At 48.8% G+C, this 12154-nt stretch carries 10 protein-coding genes; 4 read left to right on the top strand and 6 right to left on the bottom strand.

Annotation, left to right across the window (positions count from 1 at the left end; translation table 11 throughout):
• Positions 1-23: 23 nt before the first annotated feature.
• The gene (locus CLFS41_RS05225; protein WP_045091669.1) at positions 24-920 is read right to left on the bottom strand and encodes a dihydrodipicolinate synthase family protein; all 897 of its coding nucleotides are present in this window, start codon (positions 918-920) and stop codon (positions 24-26) included.
• A 229-nt stretch (positions 921-1149) separates the two neighbouring features.
• Between CLFS41_RS05225 and CLFS41_RS28915 the strand changes: the two genes are divergently transcribed.
• Positions 1150-2097, top strand: coding sequence for a sugar-binding domain-containing protein (locus CLFS41_RS28915; RefSeq protein WP_048931074.1), 948 nt, complete (start codon positions 1150-1152; stop codon positions 2095-2097).
• A gap of 68 nt (positions 2098-2165) precedes the next feature.
• Here the strand turns inward: CLFS41_RS28915 and CLFS41_RS05215 are convergent, their stop codons facing one another.
• Together CLFS41_RS05215 and deoD are read right to left on the bottom strand one after the other, a co-directional pair.
• On the bottom strand, positions 2166-3359 hold the full coding sequence (locus tag CLFS41_RS05215; protein ID WP_007870644.1) for a phosphopentomutase: 1194 nt from the start codon (positions 3357-3359) through the stop codon (positions 2166-2168).
• Positions 3360-3396: 37 nt separating this feature from the next.
• Positions 3397-4119 carry a purine-nucleoside phosphorylase gene (deoD, locus tag CLFS41_RS05210; protein WP_007870645.1) on the bottom strand — a complete coding sequence of 241 codons (723 nt, stop codon included), beginning with the start codon at positions 4117-4119 and terminating at the stop codon, positions 3397-3399.
• Between the two features lie 169 nt (positions 4120-4288).
• On the opposite strand from deoD, the gene CLFS41_RS28910 reads away from it, so the two are divergent.
• Positions 4289-4996 carry a Crp/Fnr family transcriptional regulator gene (locus CLFS41_RS28910; RefSeq protein ID WP_007870648.1) on the top strand — a complete coding sequence of 236 codons (708 nt, stop codon included), beginning with the start codon at positions 4289-4291 and terminating at the stop codon, positions 4994-4996.
• Between the two features lie 82 nt (positions 4997-5078).
• Here the strand turns inward: CLFS41_RS28910 and thrS are convergent, their stop codons facing one another.
• A complete protein-coding gene (gene thrS, locus CLFS41_RS05200; RefSeq protein ID WP_007870650.1) occupies positions 5079-6833 on the bottom strand; it encodes a threonine--tRNA ligase in 1755 nt (584 codons plus the stop codon).
• A gap of 450 nt (positions 6834-7283) precedes the next feature.
• On the opposite strand from thrS, the gene CLFS41_RS05195 reads away from it, so the two are divergent.
• A complete protein-coding gene (locus CLFS41_RS05195; protein ID WP_045091668.1) occupies positions 7284-8279 on the top strand; it encodes an MBL fold metallo-hydrolase in 996 nt (331 codons plus the stop codon).
• Positions 8280-8333: 54 nt separating this feature from the next.
• On the opposite strand, the gene CLFS41_RS05190 is transcribed toward CLFS41_RS05195, so the two are convergent.
• Together CLFS41_RS05190 and CLFS41_RS05185 are read right to left on the bottom strand one after the other, a co-directional pair.
• The gene (locus CLFS41_RS05190; RefSeq protein WP_045091667.1) at positions 8334-9326 is read right to left on the bottom strand and encodes a rhodanese-like domain-containing protein; all 993 of its coding nucleotides are present in this window, start codon (positions 9324-9326) and stop codon (positions 8334-8336) included.
• 66 nt (positions 9327-9392) lie between these two features.
• Positions 9393-10307, bottom strand: coding sequence for a rhodanese-like domain-containing protein (locus CLFS41_RS05185; RefSeq protein ID WP_007870674.1), 915 nt, complete (start codon positions 10305-10307; stop codon positions 9393-9395).
• 264 nt (positions 10308-10571) lie between these two features.
• Between CLFS41_RS05185 and CLFS41_RS05180 the strand changes: the two genes are divergently transcribed.
• The gene (locus CLFS41_RS05180; RefSeq protein WP_045091666.1) at positions 10572-12152 is read left to right on the top strand and encodes a glycosyltransferase family 39 protein; all 1581 of its coding nucleotides are present in this window, start codon (positions 10572-10574) and stop codon (positions 12150-12152) included.
• Positions 12153-12154: the final 2 nt, after the last annotated feature.

Here is a 12154-nt window from a genome sequence, read left to right as displayed (position 1 = left end):
TCTTATTATTTTACCTTATTATTTTAAATTAAGTTAAGTTTCTGCAGTCCTGTATGGATCTTATCCTTTTCACCCTGGCTCAGCCCGCTCAATGGTCTTCTCACCATTCCGGCCGGGATTCCCACCAGTTCACATGCATACTTGTATCCTGCCATAAACGGGCCTGTCTTTAAAGTCTCCCTGATCGCAAGGATCTTATCCTGGGTATTCCTTGCCTGTTCGGTCTGTCCGTCCTGGATCTCACTCCACAGCTGGAGTATGATCTCAGGAAATACCGCAGAGATCAGTGATATCACGCCCTTTCCCCCCAATGAGGCCACAGGCAGGATGGATGCATCGCTTCCTGCCAGAAATTCATACTCTTTGTCCCGGTTGATCAGCCTCATGGTATTCTGCATATGGACCACATCTATGGTGCTCTCCTTATAGTAGAGTACCTCCTCATGCTCATTAAGCAGCCTTGCAACCGTGGACGGCGAAAGTGTATTGCAGGTCTGGGGCGCATTATAGATGCAGACCGGCAGGTCCGATTCCCTGATCAGGTCCGAGAAAAAATCATAGATCCCATCCTGTGTGCAGCTGTAGACCAGCGGCTGGGTCAGCGCCACAGCGTCAGCTCCCGCCTCCTTGCTGGCCTTTAGAAGTTCTTTGCACTCCTCATAGTGGTTCCCCGTAATATTGGACATGACAGGGATCCTTCCCTTTGTCTGGCTGCATACGATCCTGGTGGCCTCTTTCTTTTCCTCCATGGTCATGGACAGACACTCACTGGCCAGCCCGTTGGTAAACAGCCCCTGTACCCCGCTTTTGACCTGCTGTTCCACCTCTTCCCTCAGCAGAGCTTCGTCCAGTTCCCCATTTTCCCCAAATGGTGTAATAATCTCAGTCACAACCCCTGCAAATGACGGCTTCACATTCATATTGCCTCCTTCTCCTGAAACGGATGAATTTTATGAACCTTTGATCATATATGAAATATTGTTCACCTAAATTATATCGAATATAAATGATACCGTCAAGCTAAATCTAATTTTTGTTCAAAAATGAATTTATGTTCATTTTTTAGTTCTTGCTTTTTTATTTTTTTCATTGTACTATTGTTCTTAAGGAACACAATCAAACAAATTACAGCACAGATGCGAGGGGATTATGAAAACCGACTTAAATATGGAACTGATGAAGAATATAGCAGATTTATATTACAACAGTAATCTCACCCAGTCAGAGATCGCGCACCGCTACAACATATCCCGTCCAAAGGTGTCACGGCTTTTGGCTGATGCCCGGGAAAACGGGATCGTAAAGATATTCATAGACGGCAGGAATGAGATCAGCCGTTTTCAGGAAGAACAGCTGTTAAAGCGCTTTCCCTTAAAGGCTGTCAAGGTTATTTCCGTACCCCATGATGACGATCAGCTTGCCTTACAGATCACGGCCCAGGAGACAGCCCGTTTTTTCTCCGGCTTTTTTAGGCCCCATGACAGGATCGGGATATCCTGGGGATATACATTATATACCATGGCCAGATATTTTCCGGAACTGTCCCTGGATGATATTTCCCTTTATCAGATCATCGGACATATTGATAATACCAGCACAAGGAACCATGCCAGTGAGATCATTGACCTGATGGGACAGCGTCTCCACACCCAGAACGCCTTTATATTCCCATGCCCGGCTGTCTTTGACTCACCCCTGATCCTGGAAATGCTGCTCCATGATTCCAAAGTAAAGAAGCTGTATGAATCCATGCTCCAGTGCAACAAGCTGATCGTAAGCCTGGCCCCCTCCGACACCTCCTGCTGCCTGTACCGGTCGGGATATATCAATTACTCGGACCTGGATCTGATGAACCAATGCGGCTCTGTGGGCAGCATATGCTGTCATTTCATCGACCAGAAGGGAAAGCTGTGCGATGAGGGGCTGGATCAAAGGACCCTGGCCATCCCCCTGGATGTTCTCAGGGAAAAGGAGTACCTGTTCGCCTATGTCACCAGTTCCGAAAAGGTGCCTGTCCTTTATTCCGCCCTAAAGGCCGGCTATGTCAATGTTCTGTCCATAGACTCCATATCAGCCAGGCTTTTGTTGGAATTATAGAAAACGAATCAGTTTGGGGCCAGGATGTATACATCCTGGCCCCCTGGATCATGTTTGGTATAACAGTGTTAAGACAGCTGACCCAGGATCGATGATCCAATGGTACCCTCCGGCATCTTTACCCCAAAGTTCTCTGCAATAGTAGCTCCCACTGCCGCAAATGTATCGGTCTCCTTAAGCGCTCCGCTTCCCTCAAACTGTTTGGAATAAATCAAAAGTGGAACCTGCTCCCTGGTGTGGTCGGTGCCTGAATAGGTGGGATCATTTCCGTGATCGGCTGTGATCATCAAAAGATCGTCCTCCCGTAAGTCCGCCAATGCCTCTCCCAGCTTCACATCGAACATTTCCACTTCCTTTGCATAACCCTGGGGATTCCTGCGATGTCCCCACAGAGCGTCAAAATCTACCAGGTTCACAAAACAAAGTCCCTCAAAATCCTCATCCTTGATAATATCAATGGTCTGCTCCATGCCATGGACCGAACTCTTGGACTTATATGCCTTTGTAATGCCCTCTCCGTCAAAGATATCGCGGATCTTGCCAACAGAGATAACCTCAAATCCATGTTCCTTCAGCGCGTCAAGAGCCGTCTTGCCCGTGGGCTTAAGGGCATAATCGTGGCGGTTGCTGGTACGCTTGAATTCACCTTTTTTCTTTCCCACATAAGGTCTTGCAATGACGCGTCCCACACGCCATTCGTCCTTCATGGTCAGCTCCCTTGCAATCTCACAGCAGCGGTACAGCTCATCCAGTCCAAATGTCTCCTCGTTGCCACAGATCTGAAGTACGGAATCAGCGGAGGTATACACGATCATATGGCCGGTTGCAATCTCTTCCTCTGCCAGTTCATCCAAAATTGTGGTTCCACTGGAGCTCTTGTTTCCAATCACCTTATGACCGGTGCGCTTTTCCAGCTCCTCAATCAGCTCCTTTGGAAATCCAGTCTCCGTAAATGTCACAAAAGGTTTCACGGTCTTGATCCCCATCAGCTCCCAGTGTCCGGTCATGGTGTCCTTGCCGCAGCTGTTCTCATTCATTACCGTGTAGTATCCCATGGGCTTTTCCACGGGCGCAACTCCCTTAAGGGGATGCATATTAGCCATTCCCAATTTCTGCAGGTTGGGGATTTCCCAATGGTCCACACTCTCGGCAATGTGCCCCATGGTATCAGTGCCCTCATCCCCATAAGCCTTTGCATCCCTGCCGTTTCCGGCGCCAAATGAATCAACTACGATCACAAATATACGTTTGAATTTTCCCATTCTTTCCATTCTCCTATCCATCAATACAACTTGTTACTTAATCCGCCATCATGGCCGCTGTCTTTAAAGCAACCTTCATCATATTGCCAAATGCTTCCTGACGTTCCTCCACAGTGGCCTTTTCCCCGGTAATAAAGGAATCGGAAATTGTCAGCAGGCACGCCGCTTTTTTTCCCAGCACCTTTGCGTTGTGGAACAGGGCAAAGCTCTCCATCTCCACACATTCACTGCCGTGCTTGGCATAGATCTCCTGGAAGCTGTCCATTCCCGGCTCACTGTAAAATACATCACTGGAATGGATTTTTGCTGGTATCACTTCGATCCCGCATTTATTTCCCGCTTCCAAAATCACCTGATTCAACTCAGGATCCGGATATTTGATGTCTGAGGTATCCCCATTCTGGGTCTGTCCGAAACTGGACTCGCTCCAGCACTCCTCTGCCAGAACCACATCATACAGTTTCAACCGTTCACTGTAAGCACCTGCTGAACCAATGCGGATGATTCTCTCCACACCATACTGTGTAAACAGCTCATAAGAATAGATGCCGATACTTGGCATTCCCATTCCGCTGGCCATAACAGTTACTTCTTTTCCTTCAAATTTGCCTGTGAATGCATAAATATTGCGCACCTTACTCACCAATTTTACATCAGTCAGCCAGTTCTTTGCAATAAATTCCGCTCTCAGCGGATCTCCCGGCATTAATACGGTCTTGGCAATCTCTCCCGGCATTGCGCTGTTGTGTGGTGTTCCCATAAGAATAACCTCCTCTTTCTCTTGCAATTCATATGCTTTTATTTTAAACTGTAAGTAAATAATAGAAAATGCCAAATGTCACTTTTTTTATAAATTATTTTGGTAACAGTTCAGGACGGAGGGACAATGGGTGTTCTGAACAGTTACTAATTTTGTATAGGGAGATACTATGAAATGGGATAACATACTATCCGCCTGCCGCAAATACGAGTGTTTTCCATCCGTGGAACGCCTCTTTTCAGCATGCCCCATCCTGATCCGCAACTATCTGACACTCAGTTCTTTCCCGGCAGGGCAGCTTCTCATTGAAGCAGGCTCCCCCTGCGGTACTGTATATATCCTGGTATCCGGACGGCTGCAGGCCATTGAGGAAAAAGCAGGTGAAGTACCGTACAGCTTTTTTGATATTGTTCCCTTTGATATTGTAGGTGACTACGAGCTGTTTTCAGAGGACACGGAAAGTTTTGTCACGGTCCAGGCCAGGGAACCCTCAGTGTGCCTTACCATTCCTGCCAGATTTTACCTTCAGTGGATCAGCGCTGACAGCGCGGCGCTGTTCTTCCGCACCAGGCTGCTGATGAAAAAGCTTTCCCTGCAGCTGAATTCCAGCCGCCGTTACCTGCTCATGTCCTATGAAGAGAGGTGTACATACGTTATCTGTCAGGAAGCCGGCAAGGTTTCCCCTGTGGACGGCATTTTCCGGCTGAAACTAAACCGGGAGTTCCTGGCCACCAAGACCGGATGTTCCCTGCGCACAATCCACCGCCTTCTAAAGGAAATGGAACATAAGGATATGCTGGCCCTGTCCGGCGGAAAGATCCTTCTGACCTCAACACAGCTGGAGAACATGATGAACGGCCTGGATCCGTACTCATAGAAGTGCAGTCCTCCTAGATCGTATTTCCATAATCAATAGGGCTGAGCTTATATTTTTCAGCCCAGCCCTTAAATCCAGAACCTTATTTCTCTTTTGCTTCAACCATCCTCTTAATATCAGCAATAAAGTCTTCCAGCTGTGCGGCGCCCAGATCACCCTTGTCACGGCTTCTCACCGTAATGGCGCCCTCGGCAGCTTCCTTCTCACCCAGAACCAGCATAAACGGAACCTTTTCCAGCTGAGCCTGACGGATCTTATATCCCACCTTCTCATCCTTGTGATCCAGCTCTGTGCGGATACCGGCAGCCTTCAGCTTTTCGTACACGCCTGTTGCGTAATCCATGGACTTCTCAGACACAGGGATTACCTTTACCTGTACTGGAGCCAGCCATACCGGGAACTTGCCTGCAAAATGCTCGATCAGGATACCGATAAAACGCTCAATGGATCCAAAGCATACGCGGTGGATCATAATAGGACGCTTCTTTGAACCATCCTCTGCCGTGTACTCCAGGTCAAATCTCTGAGGCATCTGGAAATCCAGCTGAATGGTGCCGCACTGCCATGTCCTGCCCAGGGAATCCCTCAGATGGAAATCAATCTTAGGACCATAAAACGCGCCGTCTCCCTCGTTTACAATATACTCCAGGCCCATGTCCTCCAACGCCTTTTTAAGTCCGTTGGTAGCCATCTCCCAATCCTCGTCAGATCCCATGGAATCTTCCGGTCTTGTGGACAGCTCCACAAAATATTCAAATCCAAACTGAGTGTAAACTTCATTGATCAGCTTTGTTACGCCCTTGATCTCATCCTCAATCTGGTCATCCCTCATGAAAATATGAGCATCATCCTGTGTAAAGCAGCGCACCCTCATCAGGCCGTGAAGCTGTCCGCTCTTCTCATGGCGGTGAACCAGACCCAGTTCGCCCACGCGCAGGGGCAGGTCACGGTAGGAATGAGGCTGGTTCTTATATACCAGCATACCGCCCGGACAGTTCATTGGCTTAACCGCGTAATCCTCCTCATCGATCACCGTGGTATACATGTTATCCTTGTAATGATCCCAGTGGCCGGAATTCTCCCACAGCTTACGGCTCAGGATGATCGGTGTGGATACCTCCTGATATCCATCCCTCTGATGGATCTCGCGCCAGTAATCAATCAGTGTATTCTTAAGTGTCATGCCCTTTGGAAGGAAGAACGGGAATCCGGGTCCTTCCTCAGCAAACATAAACAGTCCCAGCTCCTTGCCCAGCTTTCTGTGGTCCCGCTTCTTGGCCTCCTCCATCATGGTCAGGTAGCTTTCCAGGTCTGTCTTATTGGAAAATGCAGTGCCGTAGATTCTGGTCAGCATCTTGTTCTTCTCGCTGCCCCTCCAGTAAGCGCCGGCAATACTGGTCAGTTTAAATGCCTTTACGCCCTTTGTATACATGATATGGGGTCCTGCGCACAGGTCCACGAACTCCCCCTGCTGGTAAAAGCTGATGGTTTCCTCATCAGGAAGATCCTGGATCAGCTCCACCTTATAAGGCTCGCTCTTCTCCTCCATAAACTTAATGGCCTCGTCCCTTGGAAGCACAAAAGGCTTCACCGGAAGATTTTCCTTGACGATCTTTGTCATCTCTGATTCCAGCTTCTCCAGGTCCTCAGGTGTGAATCCTCCCTCTCTGTCAAAATCATAGTAAAATCCATCGTCAATGGCCGGTCCGATTGCCAGCTTTGTCTCAGGATACAGCCTCTTTACTGCCTGTGCCAGCACATGGGATGCAGTGTGGCGGATCGCCCTTAACTCATCCTCTGCTTCCTGTACGCTTCCGTCTGGTAAAATAATCTTCATTAGAAACTCCTTTCATCCTCTTTGGGAAATTAAAAAACCCCTGGACATATCGCTATGTCCAAGGGTGCATCTACACGGTTCCACCTTGATTTTCACTCATTCATCCCTTAACGCGGGACACGGTGCCATTTCCCTCCCTGGTTCCTCCCGAATCACTGCGGTCCAATGATTCCTTCTGATCATTCCGGGACATCCCTGACACGGCTCCGGACTGGTCTTCATCAATCTCATGTATACAGCCCTTCCACCACCTGGGCCGCTCTCTGGATACATTCCACTGACTACTGGTTCCATCAACGCCATTTTATGCATTTCTGCTAACCTTGATTATAGCATCTGGGGATGATTTGTCAAGGATAGTTTTATCCCGCTCCGCTTTACACCACCCCAAAACCGTGATAAACTACAAATTGCAGGCATGTCTTATTTCAAATTGGAGTATCAACTATTATGGTAAAGCAAATTACAGAAGATATCTACAGTATCGGCGTACCGCTCAGCGGCAACCCTTTAAAAGAATTAAACAGTTACTGGATCCGCGGAACACAGCGGGATCTGCTGATCGACACCGGCTTCCGGTGCCGGGAATGTGAGGATGCGCTGAGGGAAGGGCTTAAGGAACTGGGAAGCGGTTCCTCCCGCCTGGATATCATCACCACCCATTTGCACTCGGACCACACGGGCCTGTGTCAGCGCATTGCGGGAAAAGACAGCAAAATCTATATAAGCAAGACTGATTTTACGATCATGAAGGACCATCTGTTTGGGGATGGCTCCCATTTGCGCCATCAAAGATATATCCGTGAAGGTTTTCCCAAGGATCTGCTGGAATATGCCGATTCCATTAACCCGGCCTCGGAGATGGCCATTGAATCACCGGAAGGCAACTTCTGTTATATTGGGGATCAGGATAAGATTGAGATTGGAGACCATATACTGACAGCGGTTTCAACCCCGGGCCATACGCCCGGACACATGATGTTCTGGATGGAACAGCCTGGGATCATGTTTACCGGTGATCATATCCTCTTTGATATTTCACCTAATATCACTGCATGGAATGGTGTGGAGGACTCCCTGGGAAATTATCTGGACAGCCTAAGGGCTGCCGGCACCTATCCTGTAACCCTGGCTCTCCCCGGACACAGGAAGGAGGGGGACTACCACCAGAGGATCCGGGATCTGACCGCCCATCATCACAGAAGGCTGGATGAGGTCATACAGATTCTTTCCCAGACCCCCGGCATGAACGCCTATGATATTACAGGTCTGATGCGGTGGAAGATCCGTGCCAGGAACTGGGATGACTTTCCGCCTGTACAGAAATTCTTTGCGGTAGGTGAATGTCTGGCCCACCTGGATCATCTTGTAAAGCAGGGCAAGGTCATCTGTGATAAGGGCAATCACATCTGGACATATGAATTAAGCGGGCAAGCCCCTCACTGATGAGGAGCCTGCCCGCTTATCGCATTTTATTCTTTTCACTTGCCTGTTCGTTGGCTATTCCGTCACCACCGGATAACCGCCGCCCAGCCATCCAGCTCCGCCTTCCTTGCCCATACCGCCCTGAAGAGAGTATGCCTCATATCCTAAAAGACGCAGGATCGCCGTTGTCTGGGAAGATGTCTGGCCTGTGTAGCAGTAAACCACCACTGGTTTATCTGTTGGAATCTGGGAGAACTGCTCCTGCATTCCCTTTGCAAATGGGATGTTAATTGCTCCCGCAATGTGGCCCTTTGCATAATCCTCTGCCTGGCGCACGGACAGGATGGTGTAATCCTCACTCTCGGCATCTACCAGTTCCATCAGAGATTCAGGCTTAAAATTAAAGGATGAAATAGTATTACTGGTGGCCTCTTTGTAGTAAGCCGCAATGGCCTCTAAAGCAGCAGGGTCAACCTCATATGTATCCTGGGGAAGATCTGTTTCCTCCGTATCAATATATGCCTCATATCCTTCTGTCTGGGATATTCCGTTATTCCACCCGCTCTGGATATTGGTTGCATATTTCCCTGCCACATTGAGAAGGGCAACGGTCTGGGAAGAGGTCTGGCCCGTATAGCAGTTTACATAAACCGGAACATCATCAGGGATCTTATCCAGATTATCCGCCACATCCGCTCCATAGGGCAGGTTGACGGCGCCTTTTAAATGTCCCTGGGTATAATCCTCCGGCCTTCTGATGTCAATAATAAACATATCCTCGCCTGCATCGATCTTCTCAAACAGGTCCGGCACAACAATCATATGCTTATCATCCGGAAATTCTGCAAAGTAAGCCATGGCAGCTTCCTTTACCGTATCGGTCTTGCTCTCCTCTGCCTTAGTTTCTTCCGCCGCCTCTGTCTCTTCCCTTGTATCTGCGGAAGTTTCAGCAGGGGCCTCTGTGGCTGCCGGGGCAGCTGTGGCTGTCTCTGTCACGGTCTTTGTGGCACATGCGCTTAATGAGACAGCAGCCATGGCCGCCAGTAAAACAGGAATCATTTTTTTCATAATAAAATCCTCTCTTTAATCGTCCTTCTCTATTTACTCGTTACTATTAACCATGTATCCCAAATCCTATGATGCATTCTTTTTAACGGGCGCAGCTCCTCCTGCAGGCATTTCCACAGGATTGTCACTGTTGGAGGACCACTCCAGATAAGCGCCGTCATAAATGCGGATATTCCGGTATCCTGCCTCATAAAGCTGGACAAATACAGGCGCCGCCCGCATGGATGTCTGGCAATATACAATGATCTCATCTTCCGGATAGATCTTGTCTTCCAGATAATTGATCCTGGTGATCTGTGTTGTCTTAAAGGTCCCGTCTGAGAAAAAGTTAGTCTCATAGGGGATGATAACAGAGCCGGGAACCTTTCCCTTTTCAGCAAACTCCTCCTGTGTACGCACATCCAGCAGTATCACATGGGAATCCGGCTGCTCCGCCTGCTTTCTCACATCATCCATATCAGCCAGCCAGCTGCGTGACGGTTCGCGGGCAGTAAATACTGCCGGTTCCGGGGCGGATACATCCGTTGTCATGGGAATCCCCGCGCCCTGGATCGCATCAAAGCCTCCATCGATCACCTTCACGTTCTGGTGCCCGTACATGAATAAAGACCATAACAGACGGGACGCGCCCATCCTGTTGGAATCATAAGCAAGTACAAGAGTATCATTGGAAATGCCGTTCTCCCCCATCACCTTTTCAATCTTCTTTTTGCTGGTAAGCATATTCTTTACCGGAACATTGATCACAATATCCTCGGTGGGAATATTTACCGCGCCTGCCACATGGCCTGCGCCGTACTCATCAGCGGTCCGTGTATCCACGATTACCACCTTTTCCTGTCCTGTGTAAGCGGTCAGGTCCTTGGTTGGCATGATCAGGGATTCACCTTGAACAAATGTGTGGGAGCTGCAGCCTGTAATCACGGCCGCCAGCACTGCCAAGAAGGAAAAGATTGTTAATTTTTTAGCAATCGAACCCATAAAATCCTCCCTCTTAAAGCGGATTGTTTCTAGTATTAGTTGTAGTCAGCGTTCCATCATAAGCACAAAATAAGGGCCTCAATCTTATTTCGTACAGATTTCATCTTTCATTATACTTGATATTTGTAATAATGTGGCATAAGACTTCTTTATATTGCATCATTTAATTGGATAGTAGCTTTTTTATGCCGGAATGCTATGGTAAAATAATAACAATAATTGTTGAACATTCAAAGGTAACCGGCGGATGTGCAGAAAGGAACAATGATGAATCGGAACGCCAAGCACCAAACATTTGAATTGATCCCCATTCTCATATACATTTTATTCTATGGCCTTATATCGGGCGCTTTCCTGACCCGATTCCCCTTTGTCCATTCCGATGAGGCATGGCTGGCCGGGCTAAGCCGTGATATGCAGACAGCCGGCGGATTTGGCGTGACAGAGAGTTTTTTTGACCTAAAACCCCGGGTCCCCCACGCCGTCCGTATACTGTTCCACGCCCTCCAGACTGTGTTTATCCGCTTATTTGGGTATGAGATCAGCTCGGTCCGGCTTTTGTCCCTGGCAGCCGGTCTGGCCTGCCTTCTGATCCTCTATTATATAGGTAAAAGGCTGGGAGGAGCATGGATAGGCGCCGGACTTATGATCCTGGTAAGCCTGGACATGTCTTTTATCTATGCCTCCCACTTTGCCCGTCAGGAGATCCTTTTGGGAATCAGTCTTCTTAGCTGCCTGTTTCTCCTGCTGAAATGCCAGGGTCTTCCCTCCCCCAGGCAGTCTCTGTGCCTGGCTGCGCTCACCGGCATTTCCGTGGGTATACATCCCAACAGCTTTCTGTGTGCAGCGGTCTGCGGCTCTGTGATGTTATGTTCCTGTCCACGGCCCCATAACCGTCCTCTCATTCTTTACACCTGCGCCACCGGTATATTTGCGGCCCTGTTTATAGGGATCAGCTTTCTTTATGACCCCCGCTTTATTCCCAACTACTTCCTGTACGGGGAACAGGAATTTGAACTGAGCCGAAGCGCATCCGGGCGTATTGCCCAGTTCTTATATTACTTTAAAAGTATCTTCCGTCAGGAGAGCGGAACCTATTACATACCGGATCTGCGGCTGGAGCTTATCCTTATTCCCATTTTCCTCATCCTCCTGCTGCTGGCATGGCTCTTTCTCAAAAGCAGCCTGGATGAGGATGTGGTTTCCTGGTGCAGCCATACCAGGGTTCTTCTGTCTGCCATGGCCGGCCTGGCGGCTGGTATGGTGGTCATTGGGCGGTATAACCAGACCTCCATTGTTTTCTTTATCCTGTTAGGCTGGATATTGGTGATGCAGCTTCTGCTTTTGTTTGGCCCCGCAGGACGTCTCCTGTCCATCGCCGCCGCCATGGCCGGCCTTTTGTGGAACGGCAGCCTTCAGTTAACTCCCTATATAAACATGCCCGCCTATGACTCCTATCTGGAACAGCTCAGCCGGCTGGTTCCCCGGGATGCCGGAGTTATTGCCAATCTGAACACGGAATTTTACTTTGACCAGGGAGTGCTCAGGGACTACAGAAACCTGCCCTACATGGCAAGCCGCCGGGAGCTTGAGAACTATCTTGAAATAAATAAGATCCAGTACATCTGTTTCACGGATGAACTGGACTATATCTATGAAAACCGTCCTAATTACAATGTTATTTATGGAAATGCCTCCTTTATAAAGGATCTGCAGTCCTACTGCGAATCAGACTGTACCCTGGTAGGAACCTTTGAAAATCCCATGTACGGTCCCAGGATCATCTCCCTGCTGGGCACAAAAGAATACGCATCCATCCGCGTGTACAGGGTTGAGGAGCCGTAAAT

Source organism: Clostridium sp. FS41 (assembly GCF_000954015.1).
GTDB lineage: Bacteria > Bacillota > Clostridia > Lachnospirales > Lachnospiraceae > Enterocloster > Enterocloster citroniae.
This window is presented reverse-complemented; position numbering and strand designations above follow the sequence as displayed.

What these genes read in the sequence shown, in the direction of transcription:
- CLFS41_RS05225 (WP_045091669.1), bottom strand. Translation starts at nt 920, where the DNA reads ATGAATGTGAAGCCGTCATTTGCAGGGGTTGTGACTGAGATTATTACA.
- CLFS41_RS28915 (WP_048931074.1), top strand. Translation starts at nt 1,150, where the DNA reads ATGAAAACCGACTTAAATATGGAACTGATGAAGAATATAGCAGATTTA.
- CLFS41_RS05215 (WP_007870644.1), bottom strand. Translation starts at nt 3,359, where the DNA reads ATGGGAAAATTCAAACGTATATTTGTGATCGTAGTTGATTCATTTGGC.
- deoD (WP_007870645.1), bottom strand. Translation starts at nt 4,119, where the DNA reads ATGGGAACACCACACAACAGCGCAATGCCGGGAGAGATTGCCAAGACC.
- CLFS41_RS28910 (WP_007870648.1), top strand. Translation starts at nt 4,289, where the DNA reads ATGAAATGGGATAACATACTATCCGCCTGCCGCAAATACGAGTGTTTT.
- thrS (WP_007870650.1), bottom strand. Translation starts at nt 6,833, where the DNA reads ATGAAGATTATTTTACCAGACGGAAGCGTACAGGAAGCAGAGGATGAG.
- CLFS41_RS05195 (WP_045091668.1), top strand. Translation starts at nt 7,284, where the DNA reads ATGGTAAAGCAAATTACAGAAGATATCTACAGTATCGGCGTACCGCTC.
- CLFS41_RS05190 (WP_045091667.1), bottom strand. Translation starts at nt 9,326, where the DNA reads ATGAAAAAAATGATTCCTGTTTTACTGGCGGCCATGGCTGCTGTCTCA.
- CLFS41_RS05185 (WP_007870674.1), bottom strand. Translation starts at nt 10,307, where the DNA reads ATGGGTTCGATTGCTAAAAAATTAACAATCTTTTCCTTCTTGGCAGTG.
- CLFS41_RS05180 (WP_045091666.1), top strand. Translation starts at nt 10,572, where the DNA reads ATGATGAATCGGAACGCCAAGCACCAAACATTTGAATTGATCCCCATT.